This is a genomic window from Nonomuraea terrae, assembly GCF_044465245.1.
GTDB classification, from domain to species: Bacteria; Actinomycetota; Actinomycetes; order Streptosporangiales; family Streptosporangiaceae; genus Nonomuraea; species Nonomuraea terrae.
Map to the genome: position 1 here is coordinate 73,713 of NZ_JBITLL010000001.1, position 21,331 is coordinate 95,043.

Below are 21,331 nucleotides of genomic sequence, written 5' to 3' on the forward strand. Positions count from 1 at the left end.
GTTCTCCTGCGCGGGAGGTCCGATGCTTCGGTTCGATGACAGGGTCGCGATCATCACAGGGGCCGGGCACGGCCTCGGCAGATCGCACGCGCTCCTGCTGGCCGAGCGGGGCGCCAAGGTCGTCGTCAACGACCTCGGCGGCGCGCTCGACGGCACGGGGGCCTCCGCCGGGCCCGCCGCCGAGGTGGTCGAGCTGATCACCAAGAACGGCGGCCAGGCCGTGGCCAGCACCGACGACGTCGCCACACCCGAGGGCGCCAAGGCCCTCGTCCAGGCCGCCGTGGACGCCTTCGGCAAGGTCGACATCGTCGTCAACAACGCGGGCATCCTGCGCGACAGGTCGTTCGGCAAGATGACGGTCGAGGACTTCGACGCGGTGCTCGCCGTCCACGTACGCGGCTCCTACCTGGTCAGCCAGGCCGCCTACCCGCTGATGAAGGCGGCCGGCTACGGGCGCGTCGTCAACACCACCAGCCCGGCCGGCCTGTTCGGCAACTTCGGCCAGGCCAACTACTCCACCGCCAAGATGGGCCTGGTCGGCCTGACCAAGACGATCGGCATCGAGGGCGCGCGCAACGGCATCAAGGCCAACGCCATCGCGCCCATCGCCTGGACCCGGATGACCGAGTCGCTGCTGCCGGCCGAGTTCGAGGCCAGGTTCACGCCGGAGCGGGTCAGCGCGCTGGTGGCGTACCTCGTGCACGAGTCGTGCGAGGCGAGCGGCGAGGTGTTCAGCGTCGGCGCCGGGCGGGTGGCGCGCGTCTTCGTGGCCGAGGGGCCCGGCTGGAAGACCGACGACCTCACCCCCGAGGCCATCGCCGGCAACTGGGAGTCGGTGATGGCCGAGCAGCCGTACGTGCTGTCGGCCTCCGACTCCATGAAGCGGATGCTCTAGCTCCGCGGGGTCCCCGCCGCCGGGCATGTCACCTCCGCGGCGGGGACCTTCCCCTCCCAGCAGGTACGCCTCCACCGCCTCGTCGACGCGGTCGTCGCCGGTCCGGTACGCGATGTGCGCGTTGTTCCGCGCCGTCACCGGCACCGAGTCGACCCCCGCTTCACCCACTGGGAGAGATCGGCGCGCTCCCTGGCGACCGCCGCCTTCGCCGCGAGCTGCTCAGGCGTCGGCCGGGCCGACGTGTCCCGTACGCGGTCATGGCCTTGATGAGGCCCTCTCACCAGCGACAGATCAGGTGGAGCTCCCAATGCCGGGCAAGAGCCGAAATGTCGGAAATTTTAAGCGCAACCTGGGCTTTGTTCGATCTTCGGCGGAAGTTAGGGGAGTTTGGTCGATTCTCACTCTTGATTTGCCGCATCGGTGATCTTATTGTCGGCGGCATGACCCCCCAGCCGGGCTCCGCCGGCGACGTGCTGACGCTCATCAGCGCCGGCTCGGCCACGACCCGTTCCGATCTCGCGAGGCTCACCGGCCTGGCCAGGTCCACGATCTCCCAGCGCGTCGACGCGCTGATCGAGCGTGGCCTGGTCGAGGAGACCGAGAGCGGCGAATCCACCGGCGGACGTCCGCCGCGCCAGCTCCGCCTGCACACCGAGGACCACGCCTTCGCCGGCGTCGACCTGGGCGCCACCCACTGCCGGATCGCGCTCATGGACATCTCCGGCGACGTGCTGGCCGAGTGCGAGGACAAACTGCACATCGGCGAGGGCCCCGACAAGGTGCTCGGCCACGTCGACCAGCGCCTCGACCACCTGCTCGGCCAGGCGGGACGGCCCCGCAAGGCGCTGCGCGCCCTCGGCATCGGCGTGCCGGGGCCGGTCGAGTTCGCCACCGGCCGGCCGAACAACCCGCCGATCATGCCCGGCTGGAACGACTACCCCATCCCCGAGTACTTCGAGGGCGTCGAGGTCCTGGTCGACAACGACGTCAACGTGATGGCGCTGGGCGAGCACCGCGGCGCCTTCCCGAACACCGAGCACCTGCTGTTCGTCAAGGTCGGCACCGGCATCGGCTGCGGCATCATGGCCGAGGGCAAGCTCCACCGGGGCGCCCAGGGCTCGGCCGGCGACATCGGCCACATCCGGGTCAGCGGCCACGACGACGCCGGCTGCCGGTGCGGCAACAGCGCCTGCCTGGAGGCCGTGGCCGGCGGCGCCGCGATCGCCCACCGGCTCACGGAGCTCGGCCTGCCCGCCGAGTCGGGAGCCGACGTGGTGGCGCTCGTACAGGCCGGGAACACCCAGGCGCTGCGGCTGGTCAGAGAGGCCGGCCGGCTCATCGGCGAGGTGCTCGCCAGCCTGGTCAACTTCTTCAACCCCGAGGTCATCGTGATCGGCGGCGCGCTGTCGCGGGTGCACGAGCACCTCCTGGCCGGCATCAGGGAGACGGTCTACCGCAGGTCGCTCCCGCTGGCCACCCACCATCTGTCGATCACGCCGAGCCGTACGGGCATCAACGCCGCCGTGCTCGGCGCCGGAATGCTCGCCATCGAGCACTACCTGTCACCGGACAACATCAACCGCATCGTCAACGCCTGAAAGGGACCTCCGATGCTGGTCATGCAGGGCATCGTCAAGCAGTTCCCCGGCGTGCGCGCGCTGGACGGAGTCGACCTCGACGTACGGGCGGGAGAGGTGCACTGCCTGCTGGGCCAGAACGGCGCCGGCAAGTCCACCCTGATCAAGGTCCTGGCCGGGGTCCATCAGCCCGACGAGGGCACCATCCAGTTCGACGGGAAGGAAGTGCGCCCCACCAGCCCGATCGACGCCATCAGGCTCGGCTTCGCCACCATCTACCAGGAGCTCGACCTCGTCGACGGGCTCAGCGTGGCCGAGAACATCTTCCTCGGCCACGAGCACGCCCGCCTGGGCTTCACCAACAGGGCGGCGGCCAACCGCGCCGCCGCCGAGGTGCTGGACCGCCTCGGCCACCCGGACATCCGCCCGTCGGCCGAGGTCGGACGGCTCTCCCCGGCCGCCAAGCAGGTCGTCTCGATGGCCCGCGCGCTCTCCCACGAGGCCCGCCTGATCATCATGGACGAGCCCTCGGCCGCCCTCGCCCACGACGAGGTGGCCAACCTCTTCCGTATCATCCGCGAGCTGACCGCCCAGGGCGTGGCCGTGGTCTACATCTCCCACCGGCTGGAGGAGATCCGCGACATCGGCGACCGGGTCACCGTGCTGAAGGACGGCCGTACGGTCGCCGTCGGCCTGCCCGCCCGCGACACCCCGACGTCCCGGATCGTCTCCCTCATGACCGGCCGCAACGTCGAGTACGTCTTCCCGCCCAGAGGCGGGCGCGAGCTCGGCGACGAGGTGCTGCGGGTGGAGAACCTGAGCGCGCGCGGCGTCTTCAGCGACGTGTCGTTCTCCGTGCGGGCGGGCGAGATCGTCGGCCTGGCCGGGCTCGTCGGCTCGGGCCGCTCGGAGATCCTCGAAGCCGTCTACGGCGCCCGTCCCGCCTCCGGCCGGGTCCTGCTCTCCGGCAAGCAGGTGCGCCGCGGCGTCGTCGGCACCGTCAAACACGGCATGGGCCTGGCCCCCGAGGAGCGCAAGGCCCAGGCCCTGCTCCTCGACCAGAGCGTCACCGCCAACATCACGCTCGGCACCCTGCCGGAGTTCGCCAGGTTCGGCTGGATCGACCGCAAACGCGAGCGCGCCGAGGCCAGGCGGCTGTCGGAACTGCTGTCCATCCGGCCGCCCGACCCCGAACGCCCGATCCGCACCCTTTCCGGCGGCAATCAGCAGAAGGCCGTGCTCGCCCGCTGGCTGCTCGGCGGACGCCGGCTGCTGCTGCTCGACGAGCCCACCCGCGGTGTGGACGTGGGCGCGCGGGCCGAGCTGTACGCCGTGATCCACGACCTGGCCAAACAGGGCATCGGCGTGCTGCTGGTCTCCAGCGAGGTGCCCGAGGTGCTCGGACTCGCCGACCGGGTGCTGGTGCTGCGCGAGGGCCGGGTCATCCACGAGGGCGACGCGGCGGGGCTGGACGAGCACCGCGTACTGGACATGATCATGAATGGGAAGGCGGCGTGATGAGCGAGCCCACGAAATCGCAGGCGCCGGCGGCCACGGGGCGCGCCGGTCCGATCCGCGGGACCGTTCCCGTGCTGCGCGGAGTCGGCGAGATGCGCCACCTCGGCCTGCTGGCCGCGCTGGCGATCCTGATCGTCGTCGGCCTGGTCACCCGGCCGGACAACTTCGCCACCACGTCCAACCTGATCAGCATCCTGTCGCTGGCGGCCACGATCGGCGTGATCACGGTCGGCGCCACGTTCGTGATCATCGGTGGCGGCATCGACCTGTCGGTGGGCGCGGTCATGGCGCTCGCCTCGGTCTGGGCGACGACCCTGGCCACGCAGTCGTACGGGCCGGTGGTGATGGCGATCTGCGCGATCCTCGTCGGCACCGGTGCGGGACTGGTCAACGGGTGGCTCATCGCCTACGGGCGTCTGGTGCCGTTCATCGCCACGCTGGCCATGCTGGTGGCCGCGCGTGGCCTCGCGCAGCGGATGTCCGACCGCAGGACGCAGCTCATCCAGGCGGAGAACTCCGCCATCGTGGACCTGTCGACCTCGCGGGTGCTCGGCATCCCGCTGCTGGTCTACATCTTCGCGCTGGTCGTGGTGCTCGGCTGGATCCTGCTCAACCGCACGACGTTCGGGCGGCGCACGTACGCGGTCGGGGGCAACCCCGAGGCCGCCCGCCTGGCCGGCATCGACGTGCGCCGGCACACGATGCTGCTCTACGCCCTGTCGGGGATGTGCTGCGGCATCGCCGCCATCCTCATCATGGCGCGCACGACGACGGGCTCGTCCACCCACGGCGACCTGTACGAGCTCGACGCGATCGCCGCCGTCATCATCGGCGGCACGCTGCTCACCGGGGGACGCGGGACGATCATCGGCTCCATCCTGGGCCTGCTGATCTTCACCCTGATCACCAACCTTTTCATTCTCAACGGGCTCAACACCAGCGACCAGCTGATCGCCAAGGGCCTGATCATCGTCGTCGCCGTCCTTCTCCAGCGGCGGAATCTGAAGGAGAGATCACCATGAGCGAGAACGTCGCACGCCGTGGCTTCCTTGTCGGCGGAGCAGCCCTCTTAGCTACGGGCTGCACCAGCAACGAGCCCGCGGCCGCGCCCACCAGCGCGGCCCCCGCCCCCGCCGCCACGGGCGGCAACGACCAGCCGGGCGATCGGGTGGTGATCGGCTTCTCGGCCCCGGCCGCCGACCACGGCTGGATCGCCGCGATCGCCAAGAACGCCCAGGCGACCGCCGAGCAGTACTCGGACGTCGAGTTCCGGCCCGTGGAGCCGACGAACGACATCAACCAGCAGATCTCCGCGGTCGAGTCGCTCATCGCGGCCAAGGTGAACGCGCTGGTGATCCTGCCCAACGACGGCCAGCAGCTCAACCAGGTCGCGCTGCAGGCCACCGAGGCCGGCATCCCGGTCATCAACCTCGACCGCGTCTTCCCCGACAAGCTCGCCTACCGCACGTGGGTCGGCGGCGACAACTACGGCATGGGCGTGGCCGCCGGCCACTTCATCGGCAAGCAGCTGCAGTCCAAGAACGTCTCCAACCCCGTGATCGTCGAGATCCAGGGCATCGCCACGCTCCCGCTGACCCAGGAGCGCAGCCAGGGCTTCGAGGACGCGCTCAAGGAGTACAACTTCACCGTCACCGCCAAGCAGGACGCCCAGTTCACCGTCGAGACCGGCAACGAGGTGGCCGCATCGCTGCTCCAGGCGCACAGCAAGATCGACGCGCTCTGGAACCACGACGACGACCAGGGCGTCGGCGTGCTCGCCGCGATCAACGAGGCCAGCCGCAACGAGTTCATCATGGTCGGCGGCGCCGGCTCGGCGAACGCGATGCGCGAGATCCAGTCCGGCAACTCCGTGCTCCAGGCGACGGTGACCTACAGCCCGACCATGGCCTCCTCGGCGATCAAGCTCGCCCGTCTGATAGCACAGGGGAAGGGCATGAGTGATCTGGTCGAGAGGCAGGTTCCGCAGTCGATCACGCTCGCGTCGGAGACCATCACGCGGGAGAACGTCGCGAACTACCTGTCACTCGGCTTCGAATCCTGATCGGGGGTTGCATGTCAGACAAGACCACCATCGGCGTGGGAATGGTGGGCTACGCCTTCATGGGCCGCGTCCACTCCCAGGCCTGGCGCAGCGTCAGCGCCTTCTTCGACCTCCCGCTGAGCCCGCGGATGGCCGCGATCGCGGGCAGGTCGAAGGAGCGCACGGAAGCTGCCGCGGCACAGCTCGGCTGGGCTGCCGCCGAGACCGACTGGAGAGAGCTGGTCAAGCGCGACGACGTGCAGATCGTCGACATCTGCACGCCGGGTGACTCCCACGCGGAGATCGCCGTCGCCGCGCTCGAGGCCGGCAAACACGTGATCTGCGAGAAACCGCTGGCCAACACCGTCGCCGAGGCCGAGGTCATGGTGGCGGCGGCCGCCACGGCGCCAGGCAAGAGCATGGTGGCCTTCAACTACCGGCGGGTGCCCGCGATCGCGCTCGCCCGCCGGTACGTCGAGCAGGGCCGGATCGGCGAGATCAGGCACGTACGCGCCGCGTACCTGCAGGACTGGATCGTCGACCCGGACTTCCCGCTGGTCTGGCGGCTGCAGAAGGACAAGGCGGGCGCGGGCGCGCTCGGCGACATCGGCTCCCACATCGTGGACGCCGCCCAGTTCATCACCGGGCAGCGGATCCTCGGCGTCTCGGCGCTGACGGAGACGTTCATCAAGGAACGCCCGCTCGCGGCCGAGTCGGCCGGGCTCGGCGCCACCGCGTCGGCCGAGAAGGGCACGGTCACCGTCGACGACGCCGCCCTGTTCATCGGGCGGCTGTCGGGCGGCGGGGTGGCCTCGTTCGAGGCCACCCGGTTCGCCAGCGGGCGCAAGAACGCGATGCGCATCGAGATCAACGGCTCGCTGGGCAGCCTGGCGTTCGACTTCGAGGCCATGAACGAGTTGTGGGTCAGCGAGGGCGGGGGCGGCTTCGAGCGGATCCTCGTCACCGAGCCCGACCACCCGTACGTCGGCGCCTGGTGGCCGCCCGGCCACGGCCTCGGCTACGAGCACACCTTCACTCACGAGATCAAGGACTTCCTGGAGGCGGTCGCCACCGGTGCCGACCCCACGCCGTCGTTCGCCGACGGGCTGCGCGTGCAGCGGGTGCTGGAGGCGGTCGAGCGGAGCGCGGCTGAAGGCAGCCGCTACACGAACGTGGAGGACTGAATGAGACCCGTCACGCTGTTCACGGGGCAGTGGGCCGACCTGCCGTTCGAGGAGGTGTGCCGGCTCGCCGCCGAGTGGGGCTACGACGGTCTGGAGATCGCCTGCTCGGGCGATCACTTCGACGTCGAGCAGGCCGTCTCCGACCCGTCGTACGTGGAGCAGAAACGCGCCCAGCTCGACAAGCACGGCCTGAAGGTGTGGACGATCTCCAACCACCTGGTCGGGCAGGCGGTCTGCGACCACCCGATCGACGAGCGGCACAAGGCGATCCTGCCCGCCCGCATCTGGGGCTCGGGCGACCCCGAGTCGGTGCGGCAGGCGGCGGCCGAGGAGATGAGGAACACCGCCAGGGCTGCCTCGCTGCTGGGCGTGGACACCGTGGTCGGCTTCACCGGCTCGTCGATCTGGCACACCGTCGCGATGTTCCCGCCGGTGCCGGCCTCGATGGTGGAGGCCGGCTACCAGGACTTCGCCGACCGCTGGAACCCGATCCTCGACGTCTTCGACGAGGTCGGCGTGCGGTTCGCGCACGAGGTGCACCCGAGCGAGATCGCCTACGACTACCACACGACCGTGCGCACCCTGGAGGCCGTCGGCCACCGGCCCGCGTTCGGCCTCAACTGGGACCCGTCCCACATGGTGTGGCAGGACATCGACCCGGTCGGGTTCATCCTCGACTTCAAGGACCGCATCTACCACGTCGACTGCAAGGACACCCGGGTGCGGGTCGGCGACGGCCGCAAGGGCCGCCTGTCGTCGCACCTGCCGTGGGCCGACATGCGCCGCGGCTGGGACTTCGTCTCGACCGGCCGGGGCGACGTGCCGTGGGAGGACTGCTTCCGCGCACTCAACGCGATCGGCTACGAAGGCCCGATCTCGATCGAGTGGGAGGACGCGGGCATGGACCGGCTCGACGGGGCCAAGGAGGCGCTGGCGTACATCAGCAAGCTCAACTCCATCACCCCGCCCACGACGGCCTTCGACGCCGCCTTCTCCACCACCTGACCGGCCGGCCCCGCGCTCCCGCTCTGCGGGGGCGCGGGTCACCCGTCACCCGGCGCGTTGAGCCGACCAGCGCCTGGGCGTTCGCCGGTCGTTCGATGAGCAAGGGTGCTCCCGCCGTCCGTGGTGGGGGCAGGTGGACCGAAGGGCTCTGACAAAAGGCCCTTCAGTACTCTTTTGGGGTGTTTGTCCAGAGTCTGCGGTCCGCGGAGGAGCTGGAGCTGGCGGCCGGTCAGAGCTACATGCCGGTCGTCGCCGAGCGGCGGCCCGACTACCGGGGAAGGCTCGACCTGCAGCTGCTGGGCACGTCCGTCTCCCTCTCCCAGGCCCGCATGACGCCGCTGCGGACGTTCAGGACCCCGGGCATGGCCGCCAAGGCAGAGCGGGACGACCTGTTCTTCTGCGTCCACCTGGCGGGCTCCGGCCGGCTGCTCCAGCAGGGACGGGCCGCCGAACTCCGCCCGGGCGTCGGCGTGCTGTACGAGGCCAGGAGCGCCTGGGAGATGGACTCCGTGTCCGACGTGCGCAGCCTGATGTTGCAGTTCCCGCGCGACCTGCTGCCCCTGCGGCCGTCCGAGATCACCGACGGCCTGGCGCGGGCCATGGACGTACGGTCGCCGGGCCTGCGGCTGCTGTCGGGGTATGTCGGCCAGTTGTTCCGGCTCGCCGACGACCTGTCAGCCCAGCAGCGCCACGACGCCGGCCTGGCGGGGGTCGAACTGCTCACGATGGCCCTGCGCGGCATGACGCCCATGGCGCCCTCCGACCGGAGCGCCGGTGCGGTGCTGCTCGGGTTGATGCGTGCCCATGTCCGCGAGCACCTGGCCGACCCGCGTCTCACCGTGGCCGAACTGGCCCGCAGGCACCACGTCTCCATCCGGCACGTGCACACGCTGTTCTCCGTGATCGGGACCACGCCGGGGGCGTACATCAGGCGGCAGCGGCTGCTCTCGGCGCGGGCGATGCTGGCGGACCGGAGGCACGACGTGCGCCCGGTGTCGGACATCGGGGCCGCCGTGGGGCTGTGCGAGCAGCGGACGTTCGAGCGGGCGTTCCAGCGCGAGTTCGGCATGACGCCCGCGGGCTGGCGGCGCGAGCGTCGCGCGCACGAATCGACGTCCGGGAGCGCACGAATCGTCGTACCGGGGCCGGGCGCTGACCTGGTCGAATGAGCGGCATGACGGACATCGTTCTTGACCCTGAACTGGTCGGCCTCGCCGCCGCCATCCCTCCCATGGACCTGACGGATCTGGCGGCGGCCCGGGAGAGCGAGCGGCACATCGTCGCGCACCTGGCGGCGTACGAATCCCGTACCCCCTTGACGGTGCGGGACCTGCTCGTCCCCGGCCCGGCGCACGCCCCGGACGTGCCCGTACGGGTGTACGCGCCCGCCGGCCGCACGGAACCGCGGCCTGCCCTGCTGTACCTGCACGGCGGTGCGTACGTCATGGGCAGCCTGGCGCTGACCGACACCCCGGCACGGCAGATCGCCGACCGGGCGGGCGTCGTCGTGGTGGCAGTGGACTACCGGCTGGCTCCCGAGCACCCCTACCCAGCGGGCCTTGAGGACTGCTACGCGGCGCTCGGCTGGCTCAGCGGCGAGGGCGGCGCGGCCCTCGGCGTCGACACCGGCAGGATAGGCGTGCTCGGCGAGAGCGCGGGCGGCGGCCTGGCGGCCGCGTTGACCCTGCTCTCCCGCGACCGCGGCGGGCCGCGCCTGATCGCCCAGTTCCTCGACGCCCCCACGGTGGACGACCGGCTCGGCACACCGTCGATGCGCGACCTTCCCGACGCGCCGATCTGGCAGGCCAGGAACTCCGTGCACAGCTGGCGTCACTACCTCAAGGGGACCGCGGAGCCGGGTGGCCCGGACGTGCCCGTGCACGCGGCTCCGGCCCGCGCCCGGGTGCGGGATCTCGCCGGCCTGCCCCCGGCCTGGACGGTGGCGTACCAGATCGATCCCACCCGCGACGAGGGGATCGACTACGCGCGCCTGCTCATGCGGGCCGGGGTGCCCACGGAACTGCACCACTACAGCGGGGCCTTCCACGTCGCGCACGTCATCCCGGGCACGGCCATCGGCGAGCGGATGATCGCCGACCGGATGGAGGCCATCTGCCGCCTGCTCGGCGCGTAGGCAGCCGGCGGCCCCCTCCGTGCGGCGCGGAGGAGACCGCCGGGGCTTGTCAGTCCATCAGCACGATCTGACGGAGCGCCTCGCCGCCGCGCAGCGCCGCGACCGCGTCGTTCAGGTCGCCGAGACGGATGCGGGCGCTGATCATCGATTCGAGGTCGAGCAGGCCCGCCTTGTGCAGCTTGGCGAAGTACGGGAAGTCGTGCCGGACGTCGGACTCGCCGTACAGGCTGGACAGCAGCCTCTTGCCCTCGAACAGCAGGCTGAAGGCCGACAGCGACACCATGTCGTCCATCGCGCCCGCGCCCACCACGATGACGTCGCCGCCCGACCGGGTCACCTGCCAGGCGCTCTGGATCGTGGCGGACTTGCCGACCACCTCGAAGCCGTAGTCGAAGCCCGCGCCGCCGGTGAGCTCCTGGAGCGCGCCGGGCACCTCGTCGGGCGTCACCGCGTGGGTGGCGCCGACCTTCCTGGCCAGCTCGTGCTTCGAGGCCAGCGGGTCGATCGCGAGGATCGTCCGGGCGCCGGAGACGCGCGCGCCCTGGATGACCGACAGGCCCACGCCGCCGCAGCCGATCACCGCGACGGTGGAGCCCGGACGTACCTTGGCGGTGTTGAACACCGCGCCCACGCCGGTCGTGACGCCGCAGCCGATCAGGGCCGCGACCTCCCACGGCACGTCGTCGTCGATCTTGATCGCGGCGGGTGCGGGCACGACGATCTCCTCGGCCCAGGTGCCGCACCCCGCCATCCCGAACGCCGTCGCGCCGTCGCCGCCGAAGCGGAAGTTGCCCTTGGTGAACGACTCGACCAGGTACTTCTTGCACAGGTACGGCTGCCCGCCCACGCACAGGTCGCAGTCGCCGCAGGCCGGGTGCCAGCTGATCACCACGTGGTCGCCCGGAGCCAGCGAGGTGACGTGCCCGCCGACCTCCACCACCTCACCCGCGCCCTCGTGGCCGGGAATGAGCGGCACGGGCTGCGGCAGCACCCCCGACATGGCCGACAGGTCGGAGTGGCAGACGCCGGTGGCCCGGATGCGCACCCGGACCTCGGCCGGCCCGACGGGCGCCAGGGTGACGTCGTCGCGGATGTCGAGCTTGTCGTTGCCTACGGCGTGCAGGATCGCGGCGCGCATGGGGGGTTCCTCTCGTGGCTGGGGTGACTATTCCTCGAGGGCCAGAGCGGCCTTCGGGCAGGACCTGACCGCGTGACGGACGCGGTCCTGCACCTCGGCGGGTGGTTCGGGAAGAAGAATGTGCAGCCGGTCGTCGTCGTCCAGCTCGAACACCTCGGGGGCGAGCCCCATGCACACGGCGTTGGCCTCGCAGACCAGCTCGTCCACTGTGACTTTCACTTGAGCCTCCTGTGATCCCATGAGACCACTTTGGCGCGCTCGACGACGTACGCGAGCCGCTTGCGACCGGTTTTCTCCACGTACGGAAGCAGCAGCTCGTCGGGCACGCCGGGTGTCATCCTGCGGGCGATCATCATGCCGACGCCGAGGACGCGGTCGCGCTCCTCCACGGGCACGGCTCTGCCGTACAGCAGGACGCCGCGCAGCTCGGCGTACTCGTCACCGGTCTCGACCAGGCAGCTCACCCGTGGGTCGCGCGCCAGGTTCCTGGCCTTCTGCGACTTCTCGTACGTCCAGAAGACCACCTGCCCCTCGTCCAGGGCGTGGAACATGGTGACCAGATGCGGGGTGCCGTCGGGGTTGATGGTCGCCAGCTGCAGCTTGCGTGCCCCTTCCAGGAAGGCGGTGACCTCGTCGTCCGACATCGCGATGCGAGCGCGCTGATTCACGAGCCAAGTAGAACAGGTTGCAGAACAGCCGGGCAAGAGTCCGCTGGAATGTTATTCGGTTGGGCTAGGGTGCATGCCCATGACGATGCCGTCAGAGCTGCTGTACGCGGCCAAGCACGCCAAAGGGTTCATGCCCCACGAAGAGGGCCTGGCCCTGTACGAAACGGCCTGCCACTACGGCAAGCTCGGCCCCATCTGCGAGATCGGCACCTACTGCGGAAAGTCGGCCGTCTACCTCGGCGCCGCCGCGCGGCAGTCCGGGTCCGTGGTCGTCACGGTCGACCACCATCGAGGCTCCGAGGAGATCCAGCCGGGCTGGGCCCACCACGACCCGACCCTGGTCGACCCCCGGTTCGGGAAGATGGACTCGCTGCCGACGTTCCGGTCCACGATCGCCGCGGCAGGGCTGGAGGAGGAGGTGATCGCGATCGTCGGCCGGTCCGAGCGGGTCGCCGCCCTCTGGAGCACCCCGCTCGCCATGCTCTTCATCGACGGCGGTCACTCCGAGGATCCGGTCACCCACGACTACGAGGGCTGGGCGCCCCACGTCATGCCCGGCGGCGCGCTGGTCTTCCACGACATCTACCCCGACCCCGCCGCCGGCGGCCAGGCGCCCTTCCGGGTCTACCGGCGGGCGCTGGATTCCGGCGCCTTCACGGAGGTGTCGCAGACGGGCTCCGTCCGCGTCCTGGAGCGCGTCGGCCCCGGCATCTAGCCCGGTACGTGCCCGACGTAGGCCCCGGCGTCCGGCTCAGCAGCGGTGGCGGCGGGTCCAGGAGCGGCGGGTCTGGCTCTGCCAGCTCTGGAAGTCCTCGTGCGTGTGCGCCTCGTGCCCGAGCGCGATGAGCGCCCGATCGGTCCACGCGGCGGCCTCGTCCGGCTCGGCCCCCGTCAGGATCAGCACGGCCTGCGCCACGTGGTCCGGCAGCGCCCCCGAACGCAGCCGGGCGGCCACCGCGAAGGCGCACCCCTGCGCCAGGTGCGAGCGGAACCCGTCCGCCCCCGCGTGCTCGGTCAGCCACCACAGCTCGTCCGACTCCGCCCCACCGGTGTACGCCGCCGCGAACCCGACACCGCTCCACAGGTCGGCCCGCCGCGACGGCGGGTACCCGCCGATCCGGGCGGCCACGTCGTCGGGCGAGGCGCCGTCGTGGTACCAGAGCAGCCGCCCGAGCCCCTGGTCGAACACCGCGCAGTGCGCCCGGGTCAGCAGGTCGGGCATCGTCCGCTCGCCGATCATGCGGTCGGCCCTGGACAGGCTCCACTGGAAGCCGAACCCGTCCACCGCGAGCCAGCGCAGCAGCGGGTGAGCCCGCCGCGCGCCCCACACCGGGCGCAGCCGCAGCAGCGCGTACGCGCGGCCGGCGCCCACGTAGGCGGCGTGGCGGTGATGCTGGGCGGGGCCGGCCAGTAGCTCGTGAAGGCGCCGGCCCCGAGTCAGGGTGAGCAGGTCGAGCAGGGTGCAGCCGGCCGCCGCGCCCTCGTATCCGAAGGGTCGTTGCTCCTCCGGCAGATCCTCGACCTTCTCGATCTCTCGTGACATCACCGCGTTGAAGCCGAAGACGTACGACGTCTCCGCCGTGGTGAAGACCGTCCGGGCGGGTCCGCCGCGGAGCCGGAAGCGGCGGCGGCTCAGATCGGACTCCACCGGATCCTTTCCCAGAAACCTCCGCAGCCCCCTGGGTGGGGACAGCGTCGGCTCGGGTGTCGGCTCGGTCCTGCCCTGGTCCAAGAACGATGTTGTGCCCGTGTCGCCCACGCTTCCCCCGAAGACGCCTCGTACGGCCACCCACGAAGCTAGTAACCCCATTGCGGCCTTCACCGGCGGCGCACCGCATTTCCCCGGCAAAGAACCCGCAAAAGCGCTTGTCTTCGGTCCGGCCGCGGGAGCTTGGTGAGGGGGTCAGGCGCCTTCGTCGGCCGGTTGCGGAGGGACGCGCGACCCGCAGCCGCACACCTCGGGGTCCGACACGCACGCGTTCTCGACGTCCCGGAAGAGCCCGGAGCCCGGCGAGTACCCGAACAGCGCGTCGGCCGCCAGCACCACCGCCGCCGCGGTGTACCCGGAGCGCTCGTGCGGGAAGTGCCGGCGATTGACGAACTGCCAGCCCGTCCAGTACGAGCCGTCCTCGTGCCGCAGGTGCTGCATGTCGGCGAACAGCGCCAGCGCCCGTTCCCGGTCGCCCACGGCGTCCAGGGCCAGCACCAGCTCACACGTCTCGGCCCCGGTCACCCACGGCTGGTCCGACACGCAGCGGATGCCGAGCCCCGGCACCACGAACGTGTCCCACTCGCGCTCCAGCAGCTCCGCCGCCCGCGGCCCGCGCACCGCGCCGCCCAGCACCGGGTAGTACCAGTCCATCGAGAAGCGGCTCTTGTCGGCGAACGCCTCGGGGTGGTCGTTGAGCACGTGCGCAAGCCGGTCGGCGGCCAGCTCCCAGTGCGGCTGCGAGTCGCCCAGGTGGTCGGCCAGCAGCACGCCGCAGCGCAGCCCCTGGTGGATCGAGGAGCATCCGGTGAGCAGCGCGTACGCCGCGGCCCTGCCCTCCGCGTCGCGCTCCCAGACGATCTCGCCCCGCTCGGTCTGCAGGTCCACCACGTAGTCGAGCGCGGCCTTGACCATCGGCCAGCTCTCCTCGGTGACGCGCTGGTCGCCGGTGACGAGATGGTGGTGCCAGATCCCGGCGGCGACGTACGCGGCGTGGTTGCTCTCACCGCCGAGCTCGGCGGGCACGCCGCCGGCCAGCTTCATCGGCCACGAGCCGTCGGCGCGCTGATGGCGGGCCAGCCAGGCGTAGCCGCGGCGTACGGGCTCCTCCAGGCCGGCCACGGACATGGCCATCAGGCACTCGACGTGGTTCCAGGCGTCCACGTGACCCTCGGGCCAGGGCACGCCGCCGTCGTCCTGCTGGATCGCCGCGATGCTCTCGCCCGTCCGTACGACCTCCTCGCGGGAGATCATGGCTTTCTGATGTAGAGGACCACGCTCTTGCCGATGATCGGGTTGAGCAGGGCCTCGGCGACGCGGGTGGCGGCCGGTCGCTTCATGATGTCCCAGACCAGCAGCTCGTGGTACGCCTTCGCCAGCGGGTGGTCGTCGTTGTTCACGCCCACCGCGCACTTGATCCACCAGTACGGCGCGTGCAGCCCGTGGGCGTGGTGGTGCGGGCCGATCCTGAACCCGACGGACTTCAGCTTGGCCGACAGCTCGGCCAGCGTGTAGATGCGCACGTGCCCGCCGGGCGCGGTGTGGTACGCCTCGTCCAGCGCCCAGCAGATGCGCTCGGGCAGGAAGCTCGGCACGGTCACCGCGGCCGTGCCGCCCGGCTTGAGCACGCGGAAGATCTCGCGCATGGCCGCCATGTCGTCGGGGATGTGCTCCAGCACCTCCGCCGCGATGACCCGGTCGAAACTGCCGTCCTCGAACGGCATGTCCAGCGCCGTGCCCCGCACGGTCCGGCCGGCGGCCCCCGGCGGCACCTCGCCGGCCTTGTCCATCGCCGCGAACATGGACGCCACGCCGTCCAGCTCCGCCTGGTCCATGTCGAAGGCGACCACGTCGCCTCCCCGGCGCAGCACCTCGAAGGCGTGCCGGCCGCCGCCGCAGCCCAGGTCGAGCACGCGCACGCCGGGGCGGACGGGCAGCCGGGCGAAGTCCACGGTCAGCACTTTGTCGCTCTCTCCTCGTGATTCAGCGGGATCGGGCCGCGATGGCCTCGTGGTACGCCTCGACGGTCTTCTTGGCCACGACCTGCCAGGTGTAGCGCTCCATGACCCGGTCGTAGCCGGCCTTGCCGACCCGTTCGCGCTCCTCGGGAGAGTCGTGCAGCCGGCGCAGCACCGCGGCCAGCTCCTCGGCGTCGCCCGGCGGCACCTGCACGGCCGCGTCGCCCACGACCTCGGGCAGCGCGCCCGTACGGCTGGCGACCAGCGGGGTGGCGCAGGCCATGTGCTCGACGGCGGGCAGCGAGAAGCCCTCGTAGAGGCTGGGCACCACGGAGATCTCGGAGGTGGCGATCAGCTCGCCCAGCTCGTCGTCGGAGATGCCGTGCACGAACCGTACGTGGTCGTGCAGGGACAGCTCCTGGACGAGTTGCTCGGTCGGGCCGCCAGGGGTGGGCTTGCTGACGACGGTGAGGTTCACGTCGCGCTCGGTCGCCAGCTTGGCGACCGCCCGCAGCAGCGTGGACACGCCCTTCATGGGCGAGTCGGCGCTGGCCACGGCGACGATCGAGCCCTTGCGGCGCGGCTTGTCCGGGCGCGGGTGGAAGTAGCGGGTGTCCACGCCGAGCGGGATCAGGCGCATGTTGGCCTGCGGGACGTTGAAGTCGCGGTGGATGTCGGCCAGCGACGACTCGCTGACGGTGAGGATCGGGTTCAGCCGGGGCGCGACGCGCGACTGCATCTTCACGAAGCCGTACCAGCGGCGCATGGTGAGCTTCTTCGCGCCCTGGGCGGCCTCCAGCTCGATGCGGCGGTCGACGCTGATCGGGTGGTGGATGGTGCCGACCACCGGGAAGAGCTTCTGGATGCCGAGCAGGCCGTAGCCGAGCGTCTGGTTGTCCTGCACGACGTCGAAGTCGCCGACGCGCTTCTTCAGCTCGCGGTGGGCGCGCAGGGTGAACGTCAGCGGCTCGGGGAACCCGGCGGTCCACATGGTGCCGACTTCGAGCAGGTCGATCCAGTCGCGGTACTCGCGCAGTCCGGGCGTCCTGAACGGGTCCTCGTCGCGGTAGAGGTCGAGGCTGGGCACCTCGCGCAGGATGACGCCTTCGTCGAGCTCGGGATAGGGCTGACCGGAGAACACCTCGACGTGGTGTCCGAGGGCGACCAGCTCACGGCTCAGGTGGCGGAGATAGACCCCTTGGCCGCCACAGGTGGGCTTGCTGCGGTAGGACAGCAGCGCGATCCGCAGCGTTCGCTCCCGCACGGACACCCCTTTCTCCGCCGGTAAGGCCCTGAGCCGGGCGTGTACCGTGAAAGATGACCTTAGTCCGAAAAGGCTACCATTCGGTAGGTCCGGTGGAATTGTTGTCAGTGAGCGTCGCAGGTGGTGCGAACTGCGACGTTGCCATGGCCGAGCGTGGTTCGGTGGAACGTGTTCTACGCGGGTGATGCCCATCGAGGTGCTTAGCTGTACATTCCCGTCCCAAAGGGATGCGGAAGGCGATACTTGGAGGACCCTTGGCCAGGCGCGCTCTGATCACCGGCATCACCGGCCAGGACGGTTCGTATCTGGCGGAGCACCTGCTCGACCAGGGGTACGAGGTGTGGGGGCTGGCCCGCGGCCAGGCGAACCCGCGGGTCTCCCGGATGCGCAAGCTGCTCTCCGACGTACAGGTGGTGCGCGGTGACCTGCTGGACCAGGGGTCGCTGATCTCGGCCGTGGAACGTGTTCAGCCCGACGAGGTCTACAACCTGGGGGCGATCTCGTTCGTGCCCATGTCGTGGGAGCAGGCGGAGCTCACGGCCGAGGTGACCGGGATGGGCGTGCTGCGGATGCTGGAAGCCATCCGGGTGTGCTCGGGAGTGTCGCGGGGAGCTGCGGCGGCGTCCGGACAGATCCGCTTTTATCAGGCTTCGTCCTCTGAGATGTTCGGCCAGGTCACCGAGACCCCGCAGAACGAGCGCACCGCCTTCCACCCGCGCTCGCCGTACGGGGTGGCCAAGGCGTACGGCCACTTCCTCACCCAGAACTACCGCGAGTCGTACGGCATGTACGCCGTCTCCGGGATCCTGTTCAACCACGAGTCGCCGCGGCGCGGGGCCGAGTTCGTGACACGGAAGGTGTCGCTCGGGGTGGCCCGCATCAAGCTCGGCCAGGCCACCGAGCTGCGCCTCGGCAACCTGGAGGCCCGGCGCGACTGGGGGTACGCCGGCGACTACGTCAAGGCCATGCACCTGATGCTGCAGGCCGCCACCCCCGAGGACTACGTGATCGGCACCGGCCGCATGAAGTCGGTCAGGGAGCTGGTCGAGGCCGCCTTCAGCGCCGCAGGGCTCGACTGGGAGCGGTACGTCGTGACCGACCAGACGCTGCACCGGCCGGCCGAGGTGGACCTGCTGTGCGCCGACCCGAAGAAGGCGCGGACGCAGCTGGGGTGGGAGCCGCGGGTGGCGTTCGACGAGCTGGTGGCGATGATGGTCGAATCGGACCTCCGCCTCCTCACCGACGGCGGCGACCCCGACCAGGACAGCTCCTGGCCCTGACCTCCCTCAACGGGTGGCGCGGCGGTAGGCGCCCGGGGTGAGGCCGAAGCAGCGGGTGAACCAGCGGGTCAGGTGGGCCTGGTCGGCGAAGCCCGTCGCCGCTGCCGCCTCACTGATCGGCGTTCCCGCAGCGATCAGGTCGCGGGCCGTTCTGAGGCGGAGCTGGCGCTGGTAGTCGCTGGGGGAGAGGCCGTACTCGGACCGGAAGGCGCGGTAGACGGCGTACCGGCTGGCTCCCGCCGCGTGGGCGAGGTCGTCGGCGGTGAGGTCGTCCGTCAGGCGGTCATGGAGGACCTGCCTGGCCTGGCCCGCCACCCGCCTCGACCGCGTCGGCCGGGCCGGCGCATGGGGCGTTGCCGTCGCGGCCCTGCGGACGATCGCCGCGATGGTCGCCTGGAGCAGCTCGTCGCGGCGCAGCGCCGTGGCGCCGTCGTCCAGGAGGGCGGCGTGCAGGGCGCGCAGAGCGCCCGCCAGGGCGGGGTCGTCCACCACCGGTGACGCGAACAGCGGCAGGCCCGCGCGGCGGCCCGTCGCGTCGGCGAGCGCGCCGCTGAGGAGCCGCGGGCCGATGTGGACCATGCGGTAGGTGAAGCCGAGCGCGTCGGCGGCGTGACCGTCGTGGGGGTCCTCGGGGTTGAAGGCCATGACCATGCCGGCGGCGCTGGTGTGCGCCGCCCCGCGGCACGTGAACGCCTGCGCGCCGGTCTCGGTGACGCCGAACGAGTACGTCTCGTGGCTGTGGCGGTGGTAGACGTGCCGCTCGAAGTGGGCGTACATCGCCTCTAGCCCTCGATCGGGCGCCCGCCAGTATCGAGCCCAGTCCCGTCCCACCGCTCCATTCTTCCCGACGCCTGGCTCTGTCCGGCCCGCCCGCCTCCGCCTCGCCCGTGAGCGACCTCGGCGTCCGGCCCGCCGCTATTGACAAAGAGAGTTTTTACGTAAAGGATTGTTTTTGCGATGAGAGACGTCCTGTACCTGGAAGAGATCGAGCAGGCCGAAGCCCTGCTCAAGCCGCAGCGCGTGGAAGTGCTGCGGCAGCTGGCCGAGCCGCGCACCTGCTCCGAGGTGGCCGAGCGACTCGGGCAGACGCCGCAGCGGGTCTACTACCACGTCAAACGGCTCGTGGAGGCCGGGCTGGTCGACCTCGTGTCCGAACGCAAGGTGCGCGGCATCACCGAGGGCATCTACCAGGCCGGCGCGCGGTCGTACTGGCTGTCGCCGCGCCTGGTGGGCCGGATCGGGCTGCGCAGGGCGCGCGACGAGCTCAGCCTCGGCTACCTGCTCGACCTCATGGAGGAGGTCCAGGCCGACGTGGCGGCGCTCGACCGCAACGCGCCCGAGTTGCCGTCCATCGGATTGTCAGGGGAGATCCACGTGCGCCCCGAACAACGCCAGGCGTTCCTGAACGACCTGCAGACCATGCTGCAAGACCTGTTCACCCGCTACGGCGGTGCCGAAGGCGACGCGTTCAAGCTGGCCGTCGCCTGCTACCCCAAAGCCGAGCCAAAGCCCGAAGGAGAACGTGACGATGACTGAGCCTCTGATCATCCGCGCCCGCATCCCCGCCCCCGTCAAGGAGGTGCGCCACGCCCTGACCGACCCGGCGTCCCTGCGCGTCTGGCTCGCCGAGCACGCCGAGGTGGAGCTGCCCGACCGGTTCGCCTTCTGGGGGCGCACGACGCCGGAGGGCGACGCGCCGCACCAGCGGCTGCTGCACGCCGACGAGCGCACGGTGCGCTTCGCCTGGCTGCTCGACGGCGAGGAGACGACCTCCGAGCTGAGCGTGGAGGCCGACGGCGACGAGGCGACGTTCGTGACGGTGTCGCAGACGCACTTCGACTTCCAGGACGTCATGACGGGCAAGAGCATCCGCGGCGTGCTGCAGACGTACTGGTGCCAGGTGCTGGCCAACCTGGCCGAGCACTTCGAGGGCCGCGAGCTGACGCCCAGGGCCGACTACACCTCCGCCGACCTGCGGGCATCCGTCGTGATCGACGCCTCGCCGTCGGCGGTGTTCGCCTCGCTGATCGACTCGGAGGCCGTGTCGAAGTGGTTCGGCTTCCCGATCGAGATCGAGCCGCACGTGGGCGGCCGGTTCGCGATGGGCGGCTTCGACAACGACCCGAGCCCGGCGAAGGTGCTGGAACTGGTGCCCGACCGTACGTTCTCGGTCGACTGGGGCCCCGGGAACGGGGTCGGCACGTGGGAGCTGGAGGGGTCCGGCGGGAAGACGCGGCTGACTCTGGTGGAGAGCGGCTTCGACGAGGCGCGGCCGCCGTACGCGGGATGGGGCGGCATCCTGTCGGGCCTGGCCGAGCTGCGGCGCTACCACGAGGTGCCCGACTGGCAGCCGGTGGTGCTGGCGTAGCCGTCTCGCGGGCCGCACGAGCGTACAAGACCGGGCGGCGGCCGGGCGGGCAGGCTCATGGCCATGCGTTTCGACACCAAGATCGGGATCGTGGTCCGTGCGGACCTGGCCGCCTGGCAGCGGCTCAACGTCACCGCCTTCCTCGCCGGCGCCGTGGCCGGCGGGGTGCCCGGGATGATCGGTGAGCCGTACGCGGACGCCTCGGGCAACGAGTATCTGCCGATGTTCCGTCAGCCGGTGCTGGTCTACGTGGGCGAGATGGACGAGCTCCGGGGCGTACGGGAGAAGGCCCTGGGGCGGGGGATGGACGTGGCCGTGTACATCGAGGAGATGTTCAAGACGGGCCACGACGCGGACAACCGGGCGGCGGTACGCGCGGTGGAGGCGCCGGACCTGGCCCTGGTGGGGGTGGCCGTCCACGGCCCCAAGAACGCCGTGGACAAGACCCTCAAGGGCCTCGCCCTCCATCCCTGACCCGCCTCGCGGTCAGTCGGCAGGGAGGGATCGCGGTCGGTGGTGAGTATCGTCGCGACATCCGGATGGGCTGATGTTTCGGGGGATTCGCGAATCATTGGAATTCGAGGGATTCGGGA

Annotated in this window: 22 protein-coding genes; 14 read left to right on the forward strand and 8 right to left on the reverse strand. The window is 70.8% G+C overall.

Annotated elements, in window-relative coordinates:
* Positions 1-22: 22 nt before the first annotated feature.
* The 9 genes from ACIBP6_RS00350 (at position 23) to ACIBP6_RS00390 (ending at position 10,354) form a co-directional block, all read left to right on the forward strand.
* Positions 23-895: an SDR family oxidoreductase gene (locus ACIBP6_RS00350; RefSeq protein WP_132615583.1), complete on the forward strand. Its 873-nt coding sequence runs from the start codon at positions 23-25 to the stop codon at positions 893-895.
* Positions 896-1,335: 440 nt separating this feature from the next.
* Positions 1,336-2,493, forward strand: coding sequence for an ROK family transcriptional regulator (locus ACIBP6_RS00355; RefSeq protein ID WP_397047302.1), 1,158 nt, complete (start codon positions 1,336-1,338; stop codon positions 2,491-2,493).
* A 12-nt stretch (positions 2,494-2,505) separates the two neighbouring features.
* Entirely contained in the window at positions 2,506-3,990 is a 1,485-nt protein-coding gene (locus ACIBP6_RS00360) for a sugar ABC transporter ATP-binding protein (RefSeq protein WP_397047304.1), read from the forward strand.
* The gene (locus ACIBP6_RS00365; protein WP_132615580.1) at positions 3,990-5,012 is read left to right on the forward strand and encodes an ABC transporter permease; all 1,023 of its coding nucleotides are present in this window, start codon (positions 3,990-3,992) and stop codon (positions 5,010-5,012) included. Before ACIBP6_RS00360 ends, ACIBP6_RS00365 begins: the two co-directional genes overlap by 1 nt.
* Positions 5,009-6,052: an ABC transporter substrate-binding protein gene (locus tag ACIBP6_RS00370; protein WP_132615579.1), complete on the forward strand. Its 1,044-nt coding sequence runs from the start codon at positions 5,009-5,011 to the stop codon at positions 6,050-6,052. Before ACIBP6_RS00365 ends, ACIBP6_RS00370 begins: the two co-directional genes overlap by 4 nt.
* Positions 6,053-6,063: 11 nt before the next feature.
* A complete protein-coding gene (locus ACIBP6_RS00375; protein ID WP_397047307.1) occupies positions 6,064-7,215 on the forward strand; it encodes a Gfo/Idh/MocA family protein in 1,152 nt (383 codons plus the stop codon).
* Positions 7,216-8,220, forward strand: a complete 1,005-nt coding sequence (locus ACIBP6_RS00380) for a sugar phosphate isomerase/epimerase family protein (RefSeq protein ID WP_397047309.1) — start codon at positions 7,216-7,218, stop codon at positions 8,218-8,220.
* 179 nt (positions 8,221-8,399) lie between these two features.
* Entirely contained in the window at positions 8,400-9,389 is a 990-nt protein-coding gene (locus ACIBP6_RS00385; protein ID WP_397047311.1) for a helix-turn-helix domain-containing protein, read from the forward strand.
* A gap of 5 nt (positions 9,390-9,394) precedes the next feature.
* Entirely contained in the window at positions 9,395-10,354 is a 960-nt protein-coding gene (locus ACIBP6_RS00390; protein WP_397047313.1) for an alpha/beta hydrolase, read from the forward strand.
* A 49-nt stretch (positions 10,355-10,403) separates the two neighbouring features.
* Here the strand turns inward: ACIBP6_RS00390 and ACIBP6_RS00395 are convergent, their stop codons facing one another.
* The 3 genes from ACIBP6_RS00395 to ACIBP6_RS00405 are packed head-to-tail and all read right to left on the reverse strand — an operon-like array spanning position 10,404 to position 12,160.
* A complete protein-coding gene (locus ACIBP6_RS00395) occupies positions 10,404-11,492 on the reverse strand; it encodes a Zn-dependent alcohol dehydrogenase (RefSeq protein WP_397047315.1) in 1,089 nt (362 codons plus the stop codon).
* Positions 11,493-11,519: 27 nt separating this feature from the next.
* Entirely contained in the window at positions 11,520-11,711 is a 192-nt protein-coding gene (locus ACIBP6_RS00400; protein WP_132615573.1) for a ferredoxin, read from the reverse strand.
* Positions 11,708-12,160, reverse strand: coding sequence for a pyridoxamine 5'-phosphate oxidase family protein (locus tag ACIBP6_RS00405; RefSeq protein WP_397047317.1), 453 nt, complete (start codon positions 12,158-12,160; stop codon positions 11,708-11,710). The genes ACIBP6_RS00400 and ACIBP6_RS00405 overlap by 4 nt, the downstream gene beginning before the upstream one ends.
* An 85-nt stretch (positions 12,161-12,245) precedes the next feature.
* Between ACIBP6_RS00405 and ACIBP6_RS00410 the strand changes: the two genes are divergently transcribed.
* Positions 12,246-12,875 carry a class I SAM-dependent methyltransferase gene (locus ACIBP6_RS00410; protein ID WP_397049239.1) on the forward strand — a complete coding sequence of 210 codons (630 nt, stop codon included), beginning with the start codon at positions 12,246-12,248 and terminating at the stop codon, positions 12,873-12,875.
* A gap of 36 nt (positions 12,876-12,911) precedes the next feature.
* On the opposite strand, the gene ACIBP6_RS00415 is transcribed toward ACIBP6_RS00410, so the two are convergent.
* The 4 genes from ACIBP6_RS00415 to ACIBP6_RS00430 form a co-directional block, all read right to left on the reverse strand.
* Complete coding sequence (locus ACIBP6_RS00415) at positions 12,912-13,970, reverse strand: DUF1702 family protein (RefSeq protein WP_397047319.1); 1,059 nt, start codon at positions 13,968-13,970, stop codon at positions 12,912-12,914.
* Between the two features lie 93 nt (positions 13,971-14,063).
* A complete protein-coding gene (locus ACIBP6_RS00420; RefSeq protein ID WP_397047321.1) occupies positions 14,064-15,122 on the reverse strand; it encodes a prenyltransferase in 1,059 nt (352 codons plus the stop codon).
* Entirely contained in the window at positions 15,119-15,829 is a 711-nt protein-coding gene (locus tag ACIBP6_RS00425; RefSeq protein ID WP_397047323.1) for a class I SAM-dependent methyltransferase, read from the reverse strand. The genes ACIBP6_RS00420 and ACIBP6_RS00425 overlap by 4 nt, the downstream gene beginning before the upstream one ends.
* Positions 15,830-15,851: 22 nt before the next feature.
* Positions 15,852-17,096 carry a glycosyltransferase family 4 protein gene (locus ACIBP6_RS00430; protein WP_397047325.1) on the reverse strand — a complete coding sequence of 415 codons (1,245 nt, stop codon included), beginning with the start codon at positions 17,094-17,096 and terminating at the stop codon, positions 15,852-15,854.
* Between the two features lie 248 nt (positions 17,097-17,344).
* Between ACIBP6_RS00430 and ACIBP6_RS00435 the strand changes: the two genes are divergently transcribed.
* A complete protein-coding gene (locus ACIBP6_RS00435; RefSeq protein WP_397047327.1) occupies positions 17,345-18,370 on the forward strand; it encodes a GDP-mannose 4,6-dehydratase in 1,026 nt (341 codons plus the stop codon).
* Between the two features lie 6 nt (positions 18,371-18,376).
* Here the strand turns inward: ACIBP6_RS00435 and ACIBP6_RS00440 are convergent, their stop codons facing one another.
* Complete coding sequence (locus tag ACIBP6_RS00440; protein WP_397047329.1) at positions 18,377-19,201, reverse strand: AraC family transcriptional regulator; 825 nt, start codon at positions 19,199-19,201, stop codon at positions 18,377-18,379.
* 126 nt (positions 19,202-19,327) lie between these two features.
* On the opposite strand from ACIBP6_RS00440, the gene ACIBP6_RS00445 reads away from it, so the two are divergent.
* The 3 genes from ACIBP6_RS00445 (at position 19,328) to ACIBP6_RS00455 (ending at position 21,212) form a co-directional block, all read left to right on the forward strand.
* Positions 19,328-19,906 (forward strand): helix-turn-helix domain-containing protein, encoded by a 579-nt coding sequence (locus tag ACIBP6_RS00445; protein WP_397047330.1) that lies wholly within the window; start codon positions 19,328-19,330, stop codon positions 19,904-19,906.
* Positions 19,899-20,738 carry an SRPBCC family protein gene (locus ACIBP6_RS00450; protein ID WP_397047332.1) on the forward strand — a complete coding sequence of 280 codons (840 nt, stop codon included), beginning with the start codon at positions 19,899-19,901 and terminating at the stop codon, positions 20,736-20,738. Before ACIBP6_RS00445 ends, ACIBP6_RS00450 begins: the two co-directional genes overlap by 8 nt.
* Positions 20,739-20,801: 63 nt before the next feature.
* Complete coding sequence (locus ACIBP6_RS00455) at positions 20,802-21,212, forward strand: DUF2000 family protein (RefSeq protein WP_397047334.1); 411 nt, start codon at positions 20,802-20,804, stop codon at positions 21,210-21,212.
* Positions 21,213-21,331: the final 119 nt, after the last annotated feature.

Bases quoted from the DNA above. Each gene is read 5' to 3' on its own strand.
- ACIBP6_RS00350 (WP_132615583.1), top strand. From the start codon at position 23: ATGCTTCGGTTCGATGACAGGGTCGCGATCATCACAGGGGCCGGGCAC.
- ACIBP6_RS00355 (WP_397047302.1), top strand. From the start codon at position 1,336: ATGACCCCCCAGCCGGGCTCCGCCGGCGACGTGCTGACGCTCATCAGC.
- ACIBP6_RS00360 (WP_397047304.1), top strand. From the start codon at position 2,506: ATGCTGGTCATGCAGGGCATCGTCAAGCAGTTCCCCGGCGTGCGCGCG.
- ACIBP6_RS00365 (WP_132615580.1), top strand. From the start codon at position 3,990: ATGAGCGAGCCCACGAAATCGCAGGCGCCGGCGGCCACGGGGCGCGCC.
- ACIBP6_RS00370 (WP_132615579.1), top strand. From the start codon at position 5,009: ATGAGCGAGAACGTCGCACGCCGTGGCTTCCTTGTCGGCGGAGCAGCC.
- ACIBP6_RS00375 (WP_397047307.1), top strand. From the start codon at position 6,064: ATGTCAGACAAGACCACCATCGGCGTGGGAATGGTGGGCTACGCCTTC.
- ACIBP6_RS00380 (WP_397047309.1), top strand. From the start codon at position 7,216: ATGAGACCCGTCACGCTGTTCACGGGGCAGTGGGCCGACCTGCCGTTC.
- ACIBP6_RS00390 (WP_397047313.1), top strand. From the start codon at position 9,395: ATGACGGACATCGTTCTTGACCCTGAACTGGTCGGCCTCGCCGCCGCC.
- ACIBP6_RS00395 (WP_397047315.1), bottom strand. From the start codon at position 11,492: ATGCGCGCCGCGATCCTGCACGCCGTAGGCAACGACAAGCTCGACATC.
- ACIBP6_RS00410 (WP_397049239.1), top strand. From the start codon at position 12,246: ATGCCGTCAGAGCTGCTGTACGCGGCCAAGCACGCCAAAGGGTTCATG.
- ACIBP6_RS00415 (WP_397047319.1), bottom strand. From the start codon at position 13,970: ATGGGGTTACTAGCTTCGTGGGTGGCCGTACGAGGCGTCTTCGGGGGA.
- ACIBP6_RS00420 (WP_397047321.1), bottom strand. From the start codon at position 15,122: ATGATCTCCCGCGAGGAGGTCGTACGGACGGGCGAGAGCATCGCGGCG.
- ACIBP6_RS00445 (WP_397047330.1), top strand. From the start codon at position 19,328: ATGAGAGACGTCCTGTACCTGGAAGAGATCGAGCAGGCCGAAGCCCTG.
- ACIBP6_RS00450 (WP_397047332.1), top strand. From the start codon at position 19,899: ATGACTGAGCCTCTGATCATCCGCGCCCGCATCCCCGCCCCCGTCAAG.
- ACIBP6_RS00455 (WP_397047334.1), top strand. From the start codon at position 20,802: ATGCGTTTCGACACCAAGATCGGGATCGTGGTCCGTGCGGACCTGGCC.